Source organism: Desulfovibrio sp. 6_1_46AFAA (genome assembly GCF_000224635.1).
In the GTDB taxonomy this organism is placed as follows: Bacteria; Desulfobacterota; Desulfovibrionia; order Desulfovibrionales; family Desulfovibrionaceae; genus Desulfovibrio; species Desulfovibrio fairfieldensis.
Genome location: NZ_JH114306.1, coordinates 22,370 through 43,256, shown reverse-complemented (window position 1 = coordinate 43,256; position 20,887 = coordinate 22,370). Strand labels below are relative to the sequence as shown.

The 20,887-nt window shown below is 64.0% G+C and carries 19 protein-coding genes; 2 read left to right on the top strand and 17 right to left on the bottom strand.

Annotation, left to right across the window (positions count from 1 at the left end; all coding sequences use genetic code 11):
* Window positions 1-141: 141 nt before the first annotated feature.
* From HMPREF1022_RS15995 to HMPREF1022_RS15980, 4 genes are all read right to left on the bottom strand, one after another.
* On the bottom strand, window positions 142-3,141 hold the full coding sequence (locus HMPREF1022_RS15995; RefSeq protein WP_009303958.1) for an AIR synthase-related protein: 3,000 nt from the start codon (window positions 3,139-3,141) through the stop codon (window positions 142-144).
* Between the two features lie 144 nt (window positions 3,142-3,285).
* Complete coding sequence (locus tag HMPREF1022_RS15990; protein ID WP_008683523.1) at window positions 3,286-4,257, bottom strand: polyprenyl synthetase family protein; 972 nt, start codon at window positions 4,255-4,257, stop codon at window positions 3,286-3,288.
* 3 nt (window positions 4,258-4,260) lie between these two features.
* Window positions 4,261-4,998 carry a futalosine hydrolase gene (mqnB, locus tag HMPREF1022_RS15985; RefSeq protein ID WP_009303957.1) on the bottom strand — a complete coding sequence of 246 codons (738 nt, stop codon included), beginning with the start codon at window positions 4,996-4,998 and terminating at the stop codon, window positions 4,261-4,263.
* Between the two features lie 5 nt (window positions 4,999-5,003).
* Window positions 5,004-6,317, bottom strand: coding sequence for a nucleotide sugar dehydrogenase (locus HMPREF1022_RS15980; RefSeq protein ID WP_009303956.1), 1,314 nt, complete (start codon window positions 6,315-6,317; stop codon window positions 5,004-5,006).
* 44 nt (window positions 6,318-6,361) lie between these two features.
* On the opposite strand from HMPREF1022_RS15980, the gene HMPREF1022_RS15975 reads away from it, so the two are divergent.
* The gene (locus tag HMPREF1022_RS15975) at window positions 6,362-6,559 is read left to right on the top strand and encodes a DUF2065 domain-containing protein (RefSeq protein WP_008683528.1); all 198 of its coding nucleotides are present in this window, start codon (window positions 6,362-6,364) and stop codon (window positions 6,557-6,559) included.
* Between the two features lie 513 nt (window positions 6,560-7,072).
* On the opposite strand, the gene HMPREF1022_RS15970 is transcribed toward HMPREF1022_RS15975, so the two are convergent.
* The 7 genes from HMPREF1022_RS15970 to HMPREF1022_RS15945 all read right to left on the bottom strand — a co-directional run bounded on the left by HMPREF1022_RS15970 (window position 7,073) and on the right by HMPREF1022_RS15945 (window position 14,122).
* On the bottom strand, window positions 7,073-7,816 hold the full coding sequence (locus HMPREF1022_RS15970; RefSeq protein ID WP_009303955.1) for a ubiquinone/menaquinone biosynthesis methyltransferase: 744 nt from the start codon (window positions 7,814-7,816) through the stop codon (window positions 7,073-7,075).
* Complete coding sequence (locus HMPREF1022_RS18725; protein WP_008683532.1) at window positions 7,813-7,986, bottom strand: hypothetical protein; 174 nt, start codon at window positions 7,984-7,986, stop codon at window positions 7,813-7,815. Before HMPREF1022_RS18725 ends, HMPREF1022_RS15970 begins: the two co-directional genes overlap by 4 nt.
* 454 nt (window positions 7,987-8,440) lie before the next feature.
* A complete protein-coding gene (locus tag HMPREF1022_RS15965) occupies window positions 8,441-10,531 on the bottom strand; it encodes a hypothetical protein (protein ID WP_009303954.1) in 2,091 nt (696 codons plus the stop codon).
* Window positions 10,532-11,060: 529 nt separating this feature from the next.
* Window positions 11,061-11,513 (bottom strand): IS200/IS605 family transposase, encoded by a 453-nt coding sequence (tnpA, locus tag HMPREF1022_RS15960; protein WP_008686590.1) that lies wholly within the window; start codon window positions 11,511-11,513, stop codon window positions 11,061-11,063.
* A 419-nt stretch (window positions 11,514-11,932) separates the two neighbouring features.
* Window positions 11,933-12,322, bottom strand: a complete 390-nt coding sequence (locus HMPREF1022_RS15955) for a cytochrome c3 family protein (RefSeq protein ID WP_009303953.1) — start codon at window positions 12,320-12,322, stop codon at window positions 11,933-11,935.
* Between the two features lie 115 nt (window positions 12,323-12,437).
* On the bottom strand, window positions 12,438-13,196 hold the full coding sequence (cobJ, locus tag HMPREF1022_RS15950; protein WP_009303952.1) for a precorrin-3B C(17)-methyltransferase: 759 nt from the start codon (window positions 13,194-13,196) through the stop codon (window positions 12,438-12,440).
* Entirely contained in the window at window positions 13,193-14,122 is a 930-nt protein-coding gene (locus HMPREF1022_RS15945) for a cobalamin biosynthesis protein (protein WP_009303951.1), read from the bottom strand. Before HMPREF1022_RS15945 ends, cobJ begins: the two co-directional genes overlap by 4 nt.
* A 15-nt stretch (window positions 14,123-14,137) precedes the next feature.
* Between HMPREF1022_RS15945 and HMPREF1022_RS18720 the strand changes: the two genes are divergently transcribed.
* Complete coding sequence (locus tag HMPREF1022_RS18720; RefSeq protein ID WP_035062112.1) at window positions 14,138-14,416, top strand: hypothetical protein; 279 nt, start codon at window positions 14,138-14,140, stop codon at window positions 14,414-14,416.
* Here HMPREF1022_RS18720 and hemL read toward each other — a convergent pair.
* From hemL to dnaB, 6 genes are all read right to left on the bottom strand, one after another.
* Complete coding sequence (gene hemL / locus HMPREF1022_RS15935; RefSeq protein WP_009303950.1) at window positions 14,400-15,671, bottom strand: glutamate-1-semialdehyde 2,1-aminomutase; 1,272 nt, start codon at window positions 15,669-15,671, stop codon at window positions 14,400-14,402. The genes HMPREF1022_RS18720 and hemL overlap by 17 nt on opposite strands.
* 34 nt (window positions 15,672-15,705) lie before the next feature.
* Window positions 15,706-16,185: a siroheme decarboxylase subunit beta gene (ahbB, locus tag HMPREF1022_RS15930; RefSeq protein ID WP_009303949.1), complete on the bottom strand. Its 480-nt coding sequence runs from the start codon at window positions 16,183-16,185 to the stop codon at window positions 15,706-15,708.
* A gap of 99 nt (window positions 16,186-16,284) precedes the next feature.
* Window positions 16,285-16,839 (bottom strand): hypothetical protein, encoded by a 555-nt coding sequence (locus tag HMPREF1022_RS15925; RefSeq protein WP_009303948.1) that lies wholly within the window; start codon window positions 16,837-16,839, stop codon window positions 16,285-16,287.
* 186 nt (window positions 16,840-17,025) lie between these two features.
* Window positions 17,026-18,183 carry an iron-containing alcohol dehydrogenase gene (locus HMPREF1022_RS15920; protein WP_009303947.1) on the bottom strand — a complete coding sequence of 386 codons (1,158 nt, stop codon included), beginning with the start codon at window positions 18,181-18,183 and terminating at the stop codon, window positions 17,026-17,028.
* A gap of 382 nt (window positions 18,184-18,565) precedes the next feature.
* Window positions 18,566-18,832 (bottom strand): RNA recognition motif domain-containing protein, encoded by a 267-nt coding sequence (locus HMPREF1022_RS15915; protein WP_008683552.1) that lies wholly within the window; start codon window positions 18,830-18,832, stop codon window positions 18,566-18,568.
* A 538-nt stretch (window positions 18,833-19,370) separates the two neighbouring features.
* Window positions 19,371-20,885: a replicative DNA helicase gene (gene dnaB / locus HMPREF1022_RS15910; protein ID WP_009303946.1), complete on the bottom strand. Its 1,515-nt coding sequence runs from the start codon at window positions 20,883-20,885 to the stop codon at window positions 19,371-19,373.
* Window positions 20,886-20,887: the final 2 nt, after the last annotated feature.

Below are 20,887 nucleotides of genomic sequence, written 5' to 3'. Positions count from 1 at the left end.
AAATTTTTATTATCAATCGGTTATAAAAAGTTTAGAAAGAAATTCGGTCAAGTGCCGACCGCTGCGGCAGCCAAAAAAATGCCGCCCCAACATAAACAATGCTGGGGCGGCATCAACGATAAAAGAGAAATGCGGGGGAGGTTACCAGTCCAGGGTCCGCTTAAATGCGCGGGCCAGATCCTCCACGTTTTCGCGCAGCACCGTACTGTCGCCGCTTTTCAGGGTCAGGTTCCCGTCGCCGGTGACCGTGCCGATGCGGCGGCAGATCTGCCACAGGCCCAGGGCGTCCAGCAGCATGGCCAGGTCCGGCTTGACGCTGACCAGCAGGCGGCTGGCCGACTCGCTGTAGAGCAGTTCCGTGCGGCTCATTTCCTCCAGGGCGGGCACAGCGTCCAGGTCCACTTCCGCGCCCAGGCGGCCGCCGATGCACATTTCGGCCAGGGCTACGGCCAGGCCGCCGTCCGAGCAGTCGTGGCAGGCGGCAATGGCCCGCTGGCCCATGAGCGCGTGCAGCGCGCGGTAGCGCGCCAGGGCTGCTGCGGCGTCCACCTGCGGCATGCGGCCGCCTCTGAGGCCCAATTCGTCGGCGGCTTCGCTGCCCGCCATTTCACGCCAGGTGCCGCCCAGCAGGTAGATATGCTCGCCCTCGCGCTTGAAGTCCGAGGTCTGGGTGCAGGTCACGTTGCGGATCACGCCCAGCACCGAGAAGAGCACCGTGGGCGGAATGGAAATGCGTTCTCCGCCGCCGGTGTAGTCGTTTTTCATGGAATCCTTGCCCGAAATGCAGGGCAGGCCGAACGCCAGGGAGAATTGCCGCAGGGCCTTGCAGGCCCGCACCAGTTGGGCCAGTTTGTAGCGGCCGTCGGGATTCTTCTCGCTCCAGACCGGGTCGCACCAGCAGAAGTTGTCCACCCCGGCCAGGGCGTCGGGGTCGCCGCCCACGGCCACGGCATTGCGCACGGCCTCGTCCATGGCGTTGGCCATCATCCAGTAGGTGTCGTAATCGCTGAACTTGGGGCAAATGCCGTGGCTGATGACCAAGCCCGCGTCCGACTCCAGCAGGGGGCGCAGCACACCCGCGTCCGCCGGGCCGTCGCGCAGCACGCCCACCAGGGGCTTGATGACGCTGCCGCCGCGCACTTCATGGTCGTACTGGCGAATGATGTATTCCTTGGAGCAGATATTCAGGCGACCCAGCATGCGCCGCAAAAATTCGCCCTCGTCCGCCCCCTCGACGTTCACGCGGATGTCCGGCATGTCCGGGGCCTTCCATACGGCTTCCAGCGTCAGCTGGGGCACGCCGTCGTGCATGAATTCCATGGGCAGGGAGGCCACCACCTTTTCCTTGTAGCGAGCCTCGAAAAAGCCGGAATCCGTGAAGTGGCCCAGGGCCGTGGCCTCCACGTCCATGCGCGCGGCGAGATTCATGAATTCCGCCAGCTTGTCCGGCGGCACGGCCAGGGTCATGCGCTCCTGGGCTTCGGAGAGCAGGATTTCCCAGGGCCGCAGGCCGTCGTATTTCAGCGGGGCCTTGGCGATGTCCAGCACGCAGCCGTCCGTATCTTCCGCCATTTCGCCCACCGAGGAGGACAGGCCGCCCGCGCCGTTGTCCGTAATGGCCGTGTACAGGCCCAGGTCGCGCGCGCGCAGGATGAAATCGTACATCTTGCGCTGGGTGATGGGGTCGCCGATCTGCACGGCCGTGGCCGGGGAACCCTCGTGCAGTTCCTCGGAGGAGAAGGTGGCCCCGTGGATGCCGTCCTTGCCGATACGGCCGCCGGTCATCACGATGATGTCGCCCACATTGGCTTTTTTCTGCCAGCCGGGGCGGCCGTTGATTTCCGTGGGAATGATGCCCACGGTGCCGCAATAGACCAGGGGCTTGCCCAGATAGCGCTCGTCAAAGACCAGGGAGCCGTTGACTGTGGGAATGCCGGATTTGTTGCCGCCGTGTTCCACGCCTTCGCGCACGCCTTCCAGCACCCGGCGCGGGTGCAGCAGACGCGGGGGAATGGCCTTGTCGTAGAAAGGCGAAGCAAAACAGAACACGTCCGTATTGCAGACAAGTTCCGCGCCCAGGCCTGTGCCCATGGGGTCGCGGTTCACGCCCACGATGCCGGTCAGCGCGCCGCCGTAGGGGTCCAGCGCCGAGGGGCTGTTGTGCGTTTCCACCTTGATGCAGGCGTCGTAGCCGTTGATAAAGGCGATGACCCCGGCGTTGTCCTTGAACACGGACTTGCAGTAGTCGTTGTCGCCCATGCGCGCGCGCAGCAGGGCCGTGGCGTCGCGGATGCAGGTCTTGTACAGATTGTCCACATCCTCGCGACGGCCGGTCTCTTCATTGGTGTAATCAATGCGCGAGGCGAAAATCTTGTGTTTGCAGTGCTCGGACCAGGTCTGGGCCAGCACTTCCATTTCCACGTCCGTGGGGTCGGCGGGCAGATCCAGGGCCTTGCGCCGGGCCGCTTCGCCCGCTTCGGTGAAGTGGTCGCGGATGCGGTGCAGCTCGTTGAGATTCAGAGCCCAGGTATTTTCACGGCTGGCCTGTTGCAAGGCCGCGTCGTCCATGCGGGAAAGCGGCACGGTTTCCACCGTGTCGTTGGCTTCGCCGGTGACCTTGGCGGCCTGCGGCGCAAAGCCGGGTTCGGCCCGCCATTCCTCCAGGCTCTTGACCCGGAAGCGCTGAATCAGCGTATTGCAGAGCAGGTCGCGGCTGAGGGCTTCCATCTGCTCGCGGCTGAGAGGGGCCGCCGGATCATTGCAGATGCGGTACTGCACCGCCGTGTAGACGCGCAGGCTGTCGCGCGGGATGTCCAGCACCAGGGCGGCGGTGTCGCGGGCCGTGCGGGCCTCGTTGTCCGTGACGCCGGGGCGGAAGCCCACTTCCACGAACCAGTCCGGTTCGGGCGTCAGCAGGGGCAGGGGCTCCAGCGAGGCCCGTTGCAGGATGGGATCGTGCCAGACACCTTCATCCAGCAGGCGGCGGACCTGGGCCTCGCCCAGACCGTCCACGGTGAAAACCTTGATCTGGCGCACCTGCGCCACGCTGAGGCCCAGGGCCTTGCGCAGATGCTGGGCCGTCTTGCGGCCCTGGGTATCGTCCAGCCCGGCATGCAGGCCTGTTTCCACACGATAGAGCATAGTAGGCTTCCTCGCAGCGGCTTTTATGTATGCGGGGGGAATCATTCTCCCCGGCGGGGTTTGGGGCGGAGCCCCGCAAAAAGAACGGACATGATCTTTAAATTTAACGGAAGTGCTGATTAATGACCATTAATCAGCACTTCCTTATTTTTTCCTGTCGCGCACATAATCCGCCATCTGGCGCATGAGCTCGCGTTCCGGCCTGTCCGGCAGGGCGTCCAGAGCGGAGCGGGCCGTGGCCAGGTAAGCGTCGGCGTCCAGGCGGGTCTGCCGGTCGTGCCCGGCGTCGCGGATGCGTCCGGCAATGGCGGCGGCGTCGTTGTCGGTCATCAGGCCGCAGCCGAAGGCCGCGTCAAAGGCCGCGCGTTCGCCGTCGGCCAGACCCAGGCGGTAAAGGCGCAGGGGCGGAGTGAGCTTGCCTTCGCGCACGTCGCCGCCCGTGGGTTTGCCGGTGAGGCTTTCAGGCGCGAAATCCAAGGCGTCGTCCACCATCTGGAAGGCCATGCCCAGATTCTCGCCGTAAGCGGCCGCCGCCTCCACCTGCGCGTCCGTGCCGCCCGCCCGCAGCGCGCCCAGCTGGCAGGAGGCGCGGATCAGCCAGGCGGTTTTGCCGCGCACGATTTCCGCGTATTCCTCGGCGCTGGTGTCCACCCGGCGCTGGGCCGCGATTTCCAGAATCTCACCGGCCGCGGTACGGCTGGTAGCCTCGGAAAAACAAAGGGAGAGGCGCGGATCGCCGAAGCCCGCCACCAGGGCGTTGGCCTGGGCCAGCAGGGCGTCACCCGCCAGGATGGTGGGCGTCACGTCGAAAATGGTGTGCGCGGCGGGTTTGCCCCGACGGCTCGCGGCATTGTCCAGCACGTCGTCATGCAGCAGGGTGGCCGCGTGCAGCATTTCCATGGTCACGGCCAGATCGTAGATGTCCGCGCGCTCATAGCCCAGCAGGCGGGCCGTGAGCACCACCAGCAAGGGCCGCAGGCGTTTACCGCCCGCTTCAAAAATGTGCAGGGCCACCGGCCGCACGGGTTCGGGCAGGCCGTGGGCGGCGCGTTCCAGGGCCGCGTTGACGGGCGGCAGTTCCAGGGCGAGGCGTGCTTTGAGAAGAATGTTTGCCATGGCTCACAACAGGTTGAGTGAGGGCAGCGCCGCGCCGAGGGATTGCAGCGCGCCCGGAAAATCCTTTTCCTCTTTTCTGCGCGGACCCACCTTGTTGGATACGCAACGGATCTCCACGCAGGGAATCCCGGCTCTGGCGCAGGCGTAGGCCACGGCAAAGCCCTCCATGTTTTCCAACTCCGCGTGATAGCGGCTCCAGAGCTCGCGGGCCCGGTCAAAGCTGGCGCTGACTCCGGCCACGGTCAGCGAGCGGCATTCCGTAAACGCATCCATGTCGTCGGATTTGAGAGCGACTTCCGGCAGGGCCTCCGGGCCGGGCAGGGGCAGGCGGTCATAGACCTCAGTACCCCCCGCGCCTTCCGCGCCGCGCCGCCAGAGCGGAAAACTGAACGCCCTGGCCGTCACATGCCGCCCGTCGTGCAGGCCGTATTCCGGCCAGATTTCCTCGCGCACCAGACAGAGCGTGCGCAGGGGCAGCGCGTCCAGATCAAACGCGCCCGCCAGACCCGCGTTGAGCACCGCTGTGACGGGCCGGTTCTCCGCCGCCGCCCGGCCCAGGCAATGGCCCAAGGCCAGCGCCGCGTTGAGCGGACCCACGCCGGTGACGCAGGCCAGCGCCTCCCGACCTTTGAGGCGCATGGGAATGAGGCGCATTTCCTCCAGAGCGTCCGCTTCGGGAAAGAGCGCCGGGGCCAGGGCGGCCAGCTCCCGGCCCGTGGCCGCGCAGATCAGCAGGCACACCGGCTCTACAGCCTCCAGTAGTCGATGCCCGCCGCGCGCATGGCCGAGGGATCGAAAAAGGCCTTCACGTCCAGCAGCACGGCTTTGTCCGGATCCGCGAAGCGACGCTTGAGCTCGTCGGGCGTCAGGGCCGTGTATTCCCGGTGGGACACGGCCAGAATCAGGGCGTCCAGATTGCGCAGTTCGTCCAGGGGCACCAGCTCCTGCCCGTATTCGTGCAGGGCTTCCGCCGGATCGGCCTGGGCGTCGCTGACCAGCACGTCCACGCCGTAATCCCTGAGCTCGCGCACCACATCCACCACGCGGGTATTGCGCAGGTCCGGCACGTTTTCCTTAAAGGTAAAGCCCAGAATGCCCACCCGCGCGCCGCTGACGACCCGTCCGCATTTGATCATCCGCTTGACCGCGCATTCGGCCACGTATTTGCCCATATTGTCGTTGATCCGGCGCCCTGCCAGGATCACTTCCGGATGAAAGCCCAGTTCCTCGGCCTTGAAGGTCAGGTAATAGGGATCCACGCCGATGCAGTGGCCGCCCACCAGGCCGGGCCGGAAGGGCAGGAAGTTCCATTTGCTGCCCGCCGCTTCCAGCACCTCCAGGGTATCGATGCCCAGGCGCTCGAAAATGACGGCCAGTTCGTTCATCAGGGCGATGTTCAGGTCGCGCTGGGTGTTCTCGATGACCTTGGCCGCCTCGGCCACCTTGATGCTGGAGGCGCGGTGGATGCCCGCCCGGACCACCGAACCGTAGATTTGCGCCAGCAGGTCCGCCGTGGCCTGATCCGAGCCGGAAACGATTTTGGTGATGGTTTCCAGGGTGTGAACCTTGTCGCCGGGATTGATGCGCTCCGGCGAATAGCCCACCGTGAAGTCGCTGCCGAAGCGCAGGCCCGATTCCTTTTCCAGGATGGGCACGCAGATTTCTTCCGTCAGGCCGGGATAGACCGTGGATTCATAGACCACCACGCAACCTTTGGACATATGGCGGCCCACGGTGGTGGTGGCCCCCACCACGGGCGTAAGGTCCGGGGAGCGGTGGTCGTCGATGGGCGTTGGCACGGCCACGATGATCACCGCGGCTTGCGCCAGATCCGCCGGGTCGCTGGTGTAGCGCACCGTAGCGGCCCTGAGCCCCTCGTCGCTGACTTCACGAGTGCGGTCGTGGCCCTGGGCCAGTTCCGCAATGCGTCCGGCATTGATGTCGAAACCCAGCACGTCCATATGCCGCGACAGGGCCACGGCCAGGGGCAGGCCCACATACCCCAGGCCCACCACGGCCAGAGGCTGACGGCGTTTCTGCAGCGCTTCAAATGTGATCATGGTTCTTTCCTTTACAAAAGCCTGATTTTCCGTCACCAGAAAATATGCAATTTGATCTTGCCCTGTTTCTGCGCGCCCTGGGCCTGGCCTTTGTGCTGGAAGGCCTGTGCTGGGCGCTGTTTCCCGGCGGCATGCGCCGGGCCATGGCCAGCCTGCTGCCCCGCCCGGAGAGCCAGTTGCGCCTGGCCGGTCTGGCGGCGGTGGCGGCGGGGCTGCTGGTCGTCGCGCTGGCCTGCCTGTAAAAAAAGTTTTTTTGCCCCCTGGCCCGCGATCGCCGCTTCCCTGCCGGGGGAAAAATCCATTTTTTTGGCGTAGTTCAACTTTGAAAATGTTGAAATGCCTTGGCGGCCGCGAGAGCGGACGCCCACGCCTGAAGCCAAGGAGCCTTTAGCCGTTCGCGAGCAAAACGAGCGTTGCTTTAGCTGTAGGCGACGCAGGAGCCGTACAGACAAGGACTGCAGCGCTACGGATAAAGAGAGCAATGATGGACCATGTTCCCGCCGCAGGCTGAAGGCAACGTCAGCTTTGAAATCGGCACAACTTCAAAGTAAATCCGCTCTAGAGCATTTTCGCAATGCAAGTACTCTGTACTATTAAAATGCCCGGCCTTGTGAAACAGGGCCCGCGAGATTTTCGTGGGCGACTTTGCCCGCCGTTAAACTGAAATCTCAAGCATTCTATGCTCTAAAGACAGCCCTGGAACCGTTGCCATAATTGCGGACAGTTCCGGGCTGATATTTTTCCTGCAAGGTTTGTTATGCCTTTTCCCCCACATGCAGGCAGACAATGCCCGAGGTCAGTTTGAGGTGCCAGGCGCGGGCGAATCCGGCGCGCAGCATTTCCTCCTCCAGTTTCCGGGCCGTGGGAAAAGCGCGGATGGTATCCGCCAGGTAGCCATAGGCCGCCGGGTCTTTGGAAAACATCCGGCCCACGCGCGGCAGGATCTGGTTCAGATAAAAATTGTACAGCCCGCCCCAGATCCGTTCCTGGCCGGAACCGAATTCCAGGATGCAGGCCCGGCCGCCGGGCCGCAACACGCGCAGCATTTCCGCGAACGCGGCCTCGCGCGGCAGAATGTTGCGGATGCCGAAGGCCATGGTGATGCAGTCCACCGAGGCGTCGGGCAGGGGCAGCTGCTTGGCGTCCGCGGCCACAGGCAGGATGCGCCGGGCGTTTTCGTCTTTGAGCTTGCGACGGCCCAGAGCCAGCATGGGCGGGCAGAAATCCAGCGCGGGCACCAGGGCTGTGGGGTAGCGGCGGCGTACGGCCAGGGCCACGTCCAAGGTTCCGGCGGCCAGGTCCAGCACAACGCCCCCCTGGCCAAGGCGCACGTTGCGGGCCAGCACCTTACGCCAGTACTGGTCCACGCCCAGGCTTAACAGCCGGTTGAGCAAATCGTAAAAACGCGCGATGCGGCCGAACATACCGGCCACGGCCGCGTCATGGGCGCGGGACTGACCGGAAGCCGGGCCGGATGGGGAAGTGGGAGAGGCGCTCACGCCCGCGGCCCGTCGGTTTCATCCGCGCTGTTGCGAATGGCTTCGTAGACCACCCGGTAGACGGCGGGAAAGATTTCCGCGAAGTTGCCCGGCGAAACCGTGCGTGTCTCAATGAATTTGGCGGTCAGTTCCTTGGCCACCTGCAAGGCTTCCTTGCGATCCTTATCCATGTCTGCCTCAAAAGTCCGTATCCGCCGGGATCAGTGAGTTGCTCCGGCGAAAATAAAAAACCCGTCCCTTGGGGAATGGCCGGATGACCCACAGCGGGTTCGTCGCCTGGACGGGTAAAAGAACGGAAACACAAGCCCCCGCCCCTTTTGTTCGTCATGAGAGCATTTCAATGCTGAAACGCCTGGCCGCCGCATCGGCGGCAGCGATAATTCTATTTTTTCGACAGGAAGCGACAGCGTCGCAAAACAGGGCAACAGCATATGCGTTCCGCCGGGCCTTGGCAAGAGCGCGTGCCGGGCGGGGCATGAGGCGGCTCGCCGGTATGTAAAAAATGCGGACGCCGCGTCGGCGGCGTCCGGACGGGAATTTTGAGGGGCTTGCAGTTAGAGCGGATTAACTTTGAATTTTGTAAAATTTCAAAGTTAATCCGCTTTGGGCTGTGCCGGGACTTGATCAGCCCTGTATCAGTTTGGCGATTTCCTCGCGCAGAATGCGCGCCGCCGCACCGGCGGCGGCCTTTTCCACCTGCTGGTTGAAGCGGGGTTCCAAGGTATCCAGGCGGCTTTCCAGCGCGTCCATGCGCACCGACACGCTTTTGCCCAGGAGGCTGACGCTTTGCAGGCGTTCCTCCAGGGCCGCGTCCGTGACGCCCGAGGGCATGGCCTTCAGGGCTTGGCTTACCGAGGAGGCGATCAGGGCCGCGAAACGGTCGTGCAGGGGATTACCCTCGCGCAGAAGATCTTCCAGAGAGGCCGAGGGCGCGGCGGCGGCCTTTTCCAATGCCGCGACGCGAGCCCGGGCCTCGGCCAGTTCGCTTTCACAACGCTGGAGGCGTTCGTCCAGGCGGGCGGCCTGCTCCGTCAACTCCGTCAGTTCCCGCAGCGCCGCCGGATCTGCCGGGATGTCCGCCGTCCGGGCGACCTGCTCCCCGGCCCGTGCCGTGGCTTCGCTTTGCGCAAATTCGGCCTGGACTTCCTCCGCCGGAGTGGCGACCTGTTCCATTCGCAAGTCTTCTTCCGAGGCGGGCATGAGCAAAAGATCTTCCACAGCCGGGACGTCAGCCACCACAGCGGGTTCGGTCTCGGGCCGTTCCGTTCCCTCGGAGGCGGCAAAAGGCGTCGCGGATGCATCGGCTTCTTCCTGCATGGCGCTGCGCAGCAGTTCGTCCAGATCCAGTTCCGGTTCGGATTCCGGACGTTCCTCTGCCGCCGGGTTCTCTTCCACGGCGGGGAGATCCGGCGCCTCCTCGGCTTGCGGCAGATTTTCCATGCTGTCGGCGGGCAATGCCGGTTCCGGCTCCAGTGCCTCGGCTTCCAGGGGCGGCCGGGCGGCGTCGGTTTTCCCCGCCTCTTCGGCGTCACCCGCAGCGGGGGCGGGCGACATGTCCTGATCCGGAGACATGACCGCCAGCAGGGCGTCCAGATCTGTCTCAAGATCAGGAGCCGCTTCCGGCGCAACGTCCTCCGGCATGTGATCCGCCGCTGTCGAGGGCGTGGAGGGCCGGGCTTGCTCGGGCTCCGCTGTTGCGGCGGCATCCTGTTCCGCGTCCAGGCCGGTCGGCGGATTGCTCTGGTCCGCGCTCGGCTCCGGGGCCGGATCAGGAGACGGGGTCTGAGATGCCGGGGCTTCCGGCGCGGGGGCGGGCGTCGCCTCCGCTCCGGCGGGTGCCAGCAGCTTGTCCAGATCTATGCATGCATCGCACTCTCCGGAACCGGACCGTTTCGTCGGCTGGGGTGACGCGGGCGCGTCGACCGAGGCCAGCAGGGCGTCCAGGTCCATTTCAAGATCAGGCTCTTTTTCCGGCGCGGGCTCGGACGCTGCCGAGGATGCGGCGGGTTTGTCCGGCGCGGATTCCGCCGTTGCGGGCTGAGCCTGCTCCGCATCCAGACCGGCCAGCAGGCTGTCCAGGTCCGCGGCCAGATCCGGATTCTCCCGGGCTTGCGGTGCGGGAGCGGATGCTTCGGCCGGAGCGGGAGCCTCGGCTGAAGCCAGCAGGGCGTCCAGGTCGTCGGCGAAATTCGGTTCTTCCGGCTGCGGCGAGGCCGCGGCCAGGAGATCATGCACATCTGGTTCCTGCGCGGACGCTGGAGCGGGTTTCTGTGGCGCGGAGCCGCTCATGGCGTTGAGCAGATCATCCACGGCATTGTCCAGATCCCCGGGATCGGCGTCTTGCGCGGCATCCGGCCCGCGCTCATGGGGCTGCGGCGGAATGTCCAGAGTGTCGAGCAGCTTGTCCACCTCGACCATGCCCGACATGTCGAGCTCTTCGTGGGGATCGACTTTGTGTTCCGGCGCGGCAGCCCGCGCGGCGGGAGGCGGGGGCACGGGCTGCTCGTCGCCGGCTTCCATCTGGGCCAGAAGGGCGTCGATTTCCGCGTCGCCCTGCCGGGCCTGGCCGTCGTTGAGACTCTGCATGTGCACGCTGATGTCTTCTTTGACGCTTTCGGCCGGGGGGACAACAGCCGCCGGGGCCTCGCCTTTTTCTATCAGTTCGGTGAGGTCGATGATTTCTTCATCAGTCTCAGCAATTTTCTCGGCAACCATGCGAACCTCATGGGGTTGACGGAGCGGCGCGCGTGCGCCGGAGCGGGCGGACCACCGCTCCACAGCGTTCCCGCCGGCATTGACGCCTGGAAAAACGGGCAGCGGCGACGCGGCGTTATTGTCGTTATCCGTACTGCGCGGGCTGAAACGAAACTCTGGCCCGCTCTAATACAGAAACGGCAAAAAAATATATCAGTTTATAGGCAAAGACGCAAATTCGCGGAGAAAACCGTCTAATGTCTGATTGCAAAAACTTCGAGCATAGTCATGCTCTCAATTTTCGCAGGATCGTCAGCGAAAAAACGTGGTTTTCCGCTGAGCCACGGCGGCTACGCCGCCGCAACGCCCTATGGGTTTTGTGTGTCTAATTTGAAAAATTAGACACTGACCACCGAGCCGGAACAGGAGCGCGGGGGAGAAGTGCGGGAATCAGCACCGCCCCTTCAAGGGGCGGTTTGATTTGGCCCTATAAGGGCCTGTTACTCGTCCGCCCCCTGAAGGAGGCCAGACCTGACTTCCGCCGCTATTCCTAGCGACCCATAAATGGGTCTTTATGTTCAAACAAACTATGCTGATCGGCTATTTTGTCTCGTATCTCTTGCTCACGAATATACTTCAAAAGAGTGGCTTCATTCACCCCTACCGTGCTGACAAAATAGCCTTTGCACCAGAAATGACGGTTCCCAAACTTATATTTCAAGTTCGAAAACTGCTCGAATATCATTAACGCGCTTTTTCCCTTCAAGTATCCCATGATTTGTGCCACGCTATACTTGGGAGGTATTTTTATGCACATGTGGACGTGATCAATACATGCATGCGCTTCTAATATTTCAATCTTTTTATACTCACACAACCTCCTTAATATCAGGCCAATTTCTTTCTTGTATTTGCCATAAATAATTTTGCGCCTGAATTTCGGTGCAAACACGATATGATATTTGCAATTCCAACGCGTGTGCTCTAAACTTTGATCATCCATTGTCGCTCTCCTTTGCTACTACAGAAGTCAGGACAACTTTTTTGTAGCAAAGGAGAGCTTCTTTTTTGACAGCTATAGGCTTCGCCTTTTTGGAACTCCCCGCTTAGCGGGGAGTTTTCGATCATAAATAAAAAGGCGCGGCCCCAAGGGGCCGCGCCACAGAGCGTTGACAACGTCAACGCGACCAAAAATCAGGAGCAGGTCACGGCTTTGCCGTGCCGTTAGCTGCCCGAAGGGCTTAGCCGCAATGCGACTTGGGGAAACAGACAGCAGCGTAGCGGCTGATTTTTGTGCCTTTCCGCCCGGCAAGTTTTCTTGCAAACGAGCCGATAGCGGCGCAAACCCCGCGTACGCGGGGTTTGTCATCATTCTGGCGCGACCCCGTGGGGTCGCGCCTTCAGCATTGAAAGAGGGCCGGTCTACGGATGGCACTTGGACTTGGCGCAGCCGGTGAGATCCTTCTTCAGCTCGGGCTTTTCGGCCACGACCTTGGTGTGGCATTCCAGACAGGTCTGATGCTTGAGGCCGGTCTTGGTGTGGACCACATAGAAGAGACTCTTTTCGCCCTTCTTGGCGGTCAGATCGTCATGACAGCCCGCAGTGGCGCACTTCTGGAAGTTTTCCTTGTCCTGCACCTTGTGGTGACAGGTCACGCACTCCACCTTCTGGTGCGGCGCGTGGGGGAACATCACCGTTTTTTTGGAGCCCTTGAACTCCAACGGCTTGTCGGGCACGGGCGGCTGGGCCGCCAGAGCGGGCAGAGCCAGGGCCAGAGTCAGGATACAGGCCAGAAACATAAATTTCTTCATGGCAGACTTCCTCCTTGACAAAGCGGCACATGAGAATTGGAGCGAGCTTACGTTGCCGGGCATACTGTGTCAATGGGGCGCGCTGAAAACAGTTTTCAACGTGGCCGGGGACTGGTTATTGCCGATGTTTGCGGGCGTAGCCGCGCGGGGTCAGCATATAGGGGCCGAGAAGGCGGCTTTCGTTGTTGCCGATGATCAGCAGAGAGAGCATGTCCGCCAGACGCGCGTCAAAGTCGGCCAGGGCATGCACGGAAACTTCCTGGCCGGGCCGGAAGGCCTTGCGCACCAGACCCACGGGGCAGTCGGGCCGCCGGACGCGCCTGGCTTCGGCCAGAGCCTGGTCCAGCTGATGCGGCCGTCCTTTGGAACGCGGGTTGTAGATGACGCAGACAAAATCCGCTTCCAGCGCCGCGGTGAGCCGCCGCTGGATGGTTTCCCAGGGAGTGAGCAGATCGCTCAGGCTGATGCAGGCGAAATCGTGGGTCAGGGGCGCGCCCAGCAGGGCCGCCGCCGCGCAGACAGCCGGCACGCCGGGTACCACGGTCAGGGGCACGCGCTCCAGCAGGCCGCGCGCCGCCAGGGTTTCCAGGGTCAGCCCGGCCAGTGCGTAGACGCCGGGATCGCCGGAGCAGACCAGGGCCGTGGGCCGGCCGCTCAGAGCCGCGTCCACGGCGGCGGCGCAGCGTTCTTCCTCATGGCGCATGCCGGTGCTGATGATGGTCTTGCCGCGCAGCAGTTCCGGCGGCACCAGGTCCAGGTAAAGCTGGTAACCGGCGATGCAGGCGGCCTGATCCAGAGCCGTACGGGCCTGGGGCGTGAGACAGCGGGCGTCGCCCGGACCCAGGCCCACCACGTAAAGAGGCGCGTTGGTCATGATTGGTTTGGGGTTGAGGTTGCCGGGGGTGAAGCCAGGGCCACGGCCAGGGTCAGGCGCTCCTGGACAACGATTTTGGGAAGAAGCAGGCGGCCGCTGTGGCCGTCCGCCCGCGCGGCCAGCAGGGCTGCGGCTTCGCAGACGCTGAACGGCGGCTGGTGGAAACGCCGCCCGGCGGCCTCGGAGGGAGTGGGCGTGACGCAGCGGGCCAGCTCGTCGGCCGGAAAAGCGCGCAGGGGAATGTCCAGCCGGGCGGCCGCCGCGCGCAGGGCGGGTTCGTCCGCTTTTTCCGTCACCGTGCCCAAGGCTGCCACGGCGCGCGTTTCCAGCTTCCGGGCAATGAAAATTTCCGTCAGCGCGGCCAGGGCCGCGTCCTCCGGGATGTCCCGACGGCAGCCCAGGCCCACGTAGAGCCGGGGCACGGCCAGGCGCAGCAGGCCGGGAGACGGAGGCAGGTATCGCCAATGGGCGGCCAGCAGGGGCGGGCTGTTCGCATCCGGAAGAGCGTGGACGGGCGGCGCGTCGCCTTCCCCGCCGGAAAGGAGTTTGAAAACGTGAGGCAGGACGGCGGGCAGGGCTTGGCAGGGATCCCAGAGGCGCAGACTCCGGCCCTCCAGCAGGGCGGCCTGGGCCCTGGGCAGCAGATCCCAGTCCAGAATGCGCAGGCCCGCGTCCCGGATCAGCAGATCCAGGGCCGGGGATGCTGTCGCCTGGCCTGCCGCATGATCCGAGGCCGTGGTGATCACCGGCATGGCCCGGAGCAGGCGGGCCAGATGCCGGGCCAGGTCATTGCCGCCGCCCCAGTGGCCGGAGAGCAGGCTGATGACGAAGCGCCCGGCCGGGTCCAGCACCACGACGGGCGGGTCCTGGCTTTTGTGCCGCAGCAGGGGGGCCAGCACGCGCACGGCAATGCCCGCGGCCCCCACAAAGACGTGCGCCGCATGGCGGCGGTATTCTTCGGCCAGAAAAGCGGCCAGGTCGTGAACGGGCCGGATGCCGTCCCGGCCAGTCGGGCCGGGGCGCTGAGCGGGCAGGCCGCCACAATCCGGCCGTCGGGCGCGCGCCAGGGATCGGCGGCCAGCCGCGCGGCCAGCCGTCGGGCCAGGGGCAGCCCGCCCTTGCTCAGGACGTGGCAGGCCAGAGAAGGGGCCGCTTCCTTTCGGGAAGCGGCCCCTGAGGCTGCCGACACCGGCGGCATCTGGTTCAAAAAAGCACCTTGAGGGCCGCGTCCAGCGCGCGGTTGAAGTCGTCGTCGCTATGGACGAAGGAAACCATGCCCGTTTCGAAGCCCGAGGGGGCCAGATAAATGCCCTGGGCCCGCATCTGCTTGTAAAAGCTGGTAAAGAGCTTCTGGTCGCAGGCCTGGGCCTGGACAAAGTTGGTGACCGGGGCCTCGCTGAAGAAGGGGCAGAACATGGAAGCCAGGGTGGGCATCTGCACCGGCACGCCCTTGGCCCGCAGGATATCCCGCAGGGCTTCGGCAAAGGCGCGGGTACGGGCTTCCAGGGCGGCGTAATCCAGGGTTTTGAGCTTGCGCAGGGTCGCCAGACCGGCGGCCATGGCCAGCGGATTGCCGGACAGGGTGCCAGCCTGATAGACCTCGCCCTGCGGGGCCACGTGTTCCATGAAGCGGCGCTTGCCGCCGAACGCGCCCACCGGCAGGCCGCCGCCGATGATTTTGCCGAAGGTGGTCAGGTCCGGATCAATGTTGAAGCGGGCCTGGGCCCCGCCGAAGGCCGCGCGGAAGCCGGTGATCACTTCGTCGAAGATCAGCAGGCTGCCGTACTGGTCTGCCAGGAGGCGCAGGCCTTCCAGAAAGCCGGGCAGGGGCGGGACAAGGCCCATGTTGGCGGCCACGGGTTCCACGATGATCGCGGCGATGTCCGCGCCGTGCCGGGCGAAGTATTCCTTGACCGCGTCCAGGTCGTTGTAGGGGGCCAGCAGGGTGTCGGCCACCACGGCCGGAGGCACGCCGGGCGTGCCGGGAATGGAGAAGGTCGCCACGCCGGAACCGGCGGCGGCCAGAAAGGGATCGGCATGGCCGTGGTAGCAGCCGATGAATTTGAGCACCTTGTGGCGTTTGGTCACGCCGCGCGCCAAGCGCAGGGCGCTCATGGTGGCTTCGGTGCCGGAATTGACCATGCGCACCATTTCCAGGCCGGGCATGGCGGCCACCACTTCGGCGGCCAGGGTCACTTCGTCCGGGCATGGCGCGCCGTAGCTGGTGCCGCGTCCCACGGCCTCGCGCAGGGCCGCCGTCACCGAGGGCTCGTCATGGCCCAGAATCATGGGGCCCCAAGACAGCACAAAGTCGATGTATTCCCGGCCGTCCACGTCCGTGAGGCGGCAGCCGTGGGCCTCGGCGATGAACAGGGGCAGGCTGTCCACATTGTGGCAGGCACGCACCGGGCTGTTGACGCCGCCGGGGATCAGCGCGCAGGCTTTTTCAAACAACTGGCGGGAAAGATCGTCCATCTGCGGTTCTCCTTTGTGCCCGGCGGCATGGCCGTCAGGCGAAATACGTCATGGATATTTTTTTCAGTTCCCTGAGGCTGCGGAGGATGGCGTATTCCCTGAGCGGGCTGGTATGCAGCAGTTCATCCACCACCTTGAGGCATTCCTCCTCACTGCGGCCGTGCACCATTGTGTACAGGGTATACGGCCAGTCAGGCACGGAACAGGGACGGTAATAGACGTGGGAGATATGGTCGTGAAGCGAGGCGATGCGCCCGCATTCGTCCACTTCCGCCTCGTTCACCTTCCAGGCCACCATGGCGTTGTGGGCCCAGCCGGTTTTCTGATGCTTGATGCTGGCCCCGAAACGGCGGATGGCGCCGGAGGCCTTCAGGCGGGCCAGCAGTTCCAGCACTTCGGCTTCACTGACGCCCGCCTCGCGGGCGATGTCGGCATACGGGGCAAGCGTGTCCGGCAGATCGGCCTGGACGATGCGCAGGACGGCGCGTTCCGCTTCACTGAATTGGTGGCTCATGGGCGGCCTCCGGTCCGGGTAATAAGGAAAGGCCGCGCCGCCGGACAAAGCGGCAGGCGCGGCCGGAAAACACTTCGTACTTATAAAGGCCGACGGCCGTCAGCGCTTGAAGGAGCGGGCGAACAGATCCTGAATGGCGATGCGGCCGTTGTCTTCCAGGAAGCGCGTGCCCGTGGCGGCAAAGTGGGCGTGCTCGATGGCCGGCTGTTCCACTTCGCTCCAGGCGTCTTTCTGCCAGATAAACCAGGTGCCGCGGGGCTGGTCGAAAACCAGCAGGGGTTTATTGCAGATCTTGGCGAATTCCGCGCCCCAGCCCGTGCCGCCCTTGACCGTGTTGTCGGGCTGGATGGCGCCCACCACGATGATCTGGTCGCCGCTGCTGACCTGCCAGCAGATGGATTGCAGCACTTTGCGGAAAATGGGCGCGCGGGTGTACTCGCGGTTCATCAGCTTGGAAACATAGGTCAGGCTGACGTCCTTGAGGGCCAGTTCCTCGGAGGTGAGCACGCGCACGCCGCGGCTGCGCTCGATCTGATGGCCTTCAAAGCTGTAGTTCACTTCCTCGATGCCCCAGCTTTCCGCCAGGGCGCCGAAAAACTGTTCCGTTCCGGCAGCGCCGCCGCTGTAGAGAACACATTGATTGGGGTTAAGCATGCTTGCCTCCTCAAAAAGATATCTGACGCCGGACACAAGCGCGGATTCTCATTGGGGAGATTCGCTCCCAATGAGGCGGCAGCGTCAATGCGGGCATCATGGCAGAATTTGCGCCGCTCGGCAAGGCGGCTCGCCGGAGAAAAGCCCGCGGGCGGTCGCGACCTGTTTGCGTTTCGCCCGTGTCCCTTACAGGGCTTCCTTATACAGCCGGGCGATGTCCCCGGGCGTGGCCTCGCGCGGATTGTTGGCCGGGCTGCCGCTGGCAAGGGCCTCCCGCACCATGATCCCGCACTGCGCGGCCAGTTCGTCCTCACTGACGCGTTCGCGCAGGCGCGGGATGCCCAGCGTCGCCGCCAGATCGCGCAGCAGGGGCGGCAGCAGCCTGGCGGCGGCCGCATCGTCAAGGCCCGTTGTCGCCGCGCCCATGGCCTGGGCCAGCCGGGCGTAGCGTTGCGGATTGCCGGAAAGGGAAAAGGCGGTGACCGTCTCCAGCAACATGGCGTTGCTCAAGCCGTGCGGAACCCCGAATTTCGCGCCCAGGGGCCGGGCCATGCCGTGCACCAGGGCCACGGAGCTGTTGGCAAAGGCCAGACCCGCCTCCAGCGAGGCCAGCAGGCATTCGCGCCTGGCCTCGGCGTCGTCGGGCCGTTTCCAGGCCCGGGGCAGGAAGCGGACCAGGCGCGCGGCGGCCTGCAGGGAGAGCGGCATGGTCATATCCGTGGCCTTGCGGGATACATATGATTCAATGGCGTGGGTCAGGGCGTCCATGCCTGTGGCCGCCGTGAGCGAGGGCGGCATGCTGCGGGTCAGCAGGGGGTCAAGAATCGCGGCCACCGGCACCAGGGCAGGAGAACCGATGAGCAGTTTTTCTTGCGTGGCGGCATCAATGATCACCGTATTGCCGGAAACCTCGCTGCCTGAACCGGCGGTGGTGGGCAGGGCGAATACCGGCGGTCCGGCTTTGGGGGATGCGCCCTTGCGGGCGTAATCCGCCGGGCTGCCGCCGTTGGCGTGCAGCAGGCTCACGGCCTTTGCCAGGTCCATGGGGCCGCCGCCCCCGCAGGCCACCAGGACCGTGCAGTTCTCGCGGCGGAACAGGGCCAGGGCGTCTTCCACATGCCGGCTGGTGGGTTCGCCGCTGGTTTCGGCATGGAGGGCAAAGGGCACGTCCGCCTCGCGCAGCGATTGCAGCACGGGTTCCACCGCGCCCGTGCGCAGCAGAACCGGCCCGGTGACCAGCAGAATTTTGCCGGAAATCCGGCTTTTGACCAAGGGGCCGACGCATGCGGCCTTGCCTTCGCCGAAGGCGATCAGGCCGGGTGATTGAAAATCCCAAGAGTGCATTTGCTTTTTCCTCCGGAATTACCTGCCGTGGCGGGCGGTCAGCGCGGACCTGCCCGGAACCTTGCCGTTCCAAGGCAAAGCCTGCCCGGCGGGCGGCAGAGCCGGGGCCGGAACGGCAAACAGCAAGACGCGCATGGCGGACTTTTGCGACTCTGTGTCTTGGAAAGGCCGTGGTGTCGCGTCAAGCGGCGCATGTCGCAAACCCGTAAGTGGGTGCGCGCCGCCACAGGCGGCGTAAGCACAGTAAAAATCGCGTTTTTGCTGTGCGGTCTTCACGCTGAACCGACAGGTGCGGGGTGACATCTCGGCAGGGCCGGGAAATAAAAAACGCCCCGGCGGACGAACCTGGCCGGGGCGTTTGCTGGAGACCCGTCGGAAAGCCCTAGTAACGGGGCTGACGCGGCGCTCTGGGTTTGGCTTCGTTGACGCGCAAGGTGCGGCCGCCAAAGCTGAAGTTATCCAGAGCTTCGATGGCGGCATCGGCTTCGCCGTCCTCCATCTCCACAAAACCGAAACCGCGGGCGCGGCCGGTTTCCCTGTCGCTGACGAGTTTCACGGACAGGACGTTGCCGTATTCGGCAAAAAGATCCTGAACCTGTTCTTCATTGGCCGACCAGGGAAGGTTTCCGACATAAATGGACTTGGACATGAAACACCCTCTCAAAAAAAACAATCTTCCCGCGCATCCATCCGGCAAAACGTATTACCGGTACGCGGCCCTTGTGGAGACAGAAACATGCTTTGCGCTGCTTGTCAACGAAAGGGCATGAAAAAGTTGGTATTGCGCGTTTTTGCGCGTTTCGCGCGCGCGGGATTTTGTCCGTAAAGGCCGATAGGGCAAGACTTCGCGCGGAATTCGCCGAAGCCGGGCGGAAAAATTGAGGAAAAGTCTAGAAGAGAGGGGAAAGGCCCGCATGGGACTATAGTACAGAGCAGCAAGACAAACGCGGGCTGGTATCACAGTTTTGCTGTAGTGTTTGAGTGATCAACTTACGTGTTCCGGCGCACTCTTTCCCGTTCTGGCAACCACGGTTGCGTCGCGCGTCAGCTTTGCCGCTGGTCGGCTTATGGATGACGACGTCAACGATGGGCTGAGGGCAGCGTCAGCTTTGAAATCAGCACAATTTCAAAGCGACTCTGCGCTCATCGCGCGGTAGAGTATTTCAAGTGTTACATACTGTAGAGGATCAGCTTTGGCTTTCCGAGGGGGGCGGCGACCAGTCCGGCGCGATGTCCTCAAACGAGGTGTAGGGCGAGATGTACATGAGTTCCGCCGCGCCCACCGGGCCGTTGCGCTGTTTGCCGATGATGATTTCCGCCACGCCCTGGGGCGGGCGTTCGGAGGGCTTCTGGAATTTATAGACGTCGTCGCGATAGACGAACATGATCACGTCCGCGTCCTGCTCGATGGCCCCGGATTCGCGCAGGTCAGAGAGCATGGGGCGCTTGTCGCCGCGTTCCTCCACCTTGCGGTTGAGCTGGGAGAGCGCCACCACCGGCACATACATCTCCTTGGCAAGGCCTTTGAGAGAACGGGAAATATCCGAAATTTCCAGTTCGCGCGAGTCCGTGCGACGGCTGGTTCGCATGAGCTGGAGATAGTCCACCACCACCAGACCCAGGCCTTTTTCAGCCTTGAGGCGGCGGGCGCGGGCGCGCAGCTCCAGAGTGGTCAGGGCGGGGGTGTCGTCAATGAAGATGGGCGCGCGGGCCACCACGTCGGCGGCGGTGTACAGGCGTTGCCAGTCGTCGTCGCTGAGCAGGGAGGGCCGCCGCAGCTTGGACAGGTCCACTTTGCCCCAAACCGCCAGCATGCGCTGCATGAGCTGTTCCTTGCTCATTTCCAGGGAAAAGACGGCCACCGGCACATTCTGTCGCACGGCGGCGTTAAGTGCCATGCACAGCGAAAATGCCGTCTTGCCCATACTCGGGCGCGCGGCCACGATGATCAGATCCGAAGGTTGCAGCCCGGCGGTGAGTTTGTCCAGACGGGTATAGCCCGTGGTCACGCCGGTAATCACGTCCTTGGAGTCGGCCAGTTTGGAGAGATTTTCAAAGACCTTGTCCAGCAGGTCCTTGGTGGGCGTGAAGTCGCGGCCCGTGGTGCGCTGGGAGATGGAAAAAACCGCCTGCTCGGACTCGTCCAGCAGGGAAGCGACTTCGCGCGAGGCGTCGTAGCAGTTGCTGATGATGCCGGAACAAACTTCGATGAGCCCGCGTTGCAAGGCCTTGTCGCGCACGATGGTGGCGTAATATTCGGCATTGGCCCCGGAAACCACGGCCTGGGCCAGATCGGCGAGATAGACCGCGCCCCCGGCGTCCTCCATCTCATTGCGGCCTTTGAGATATTCGGCCGTGGAAATGAGATCAATGGGCGCGGATTTGCGGTAAAGCTCCAGAAAGGCGCGGAAAATGATGGTGTGGGCGGGCAGATAAAAGTCTTCCGCGGTCAGCATGTCCACAATGCTGTGCATGAGTTGGGGGCGCAGCAGCACGCCGCCCAGCACGGCCTGTTCGGCCTCGGCGCTGTGCGGGGGCACGCGGCGCAGCAGATCGGCTTCCGCCGCGCGGGCGGCAGCGCCGGGCGAGGACTGGCCGCCGTGCCCGCCTCTGCCGCTTCCGCCATTTGTGCCTTTTGCGTAAGACGAGCCGCCCCCGGCCTCGCGGCCGGGGGCGGTCATGCTGTCATGGGGAGAAGCCACGC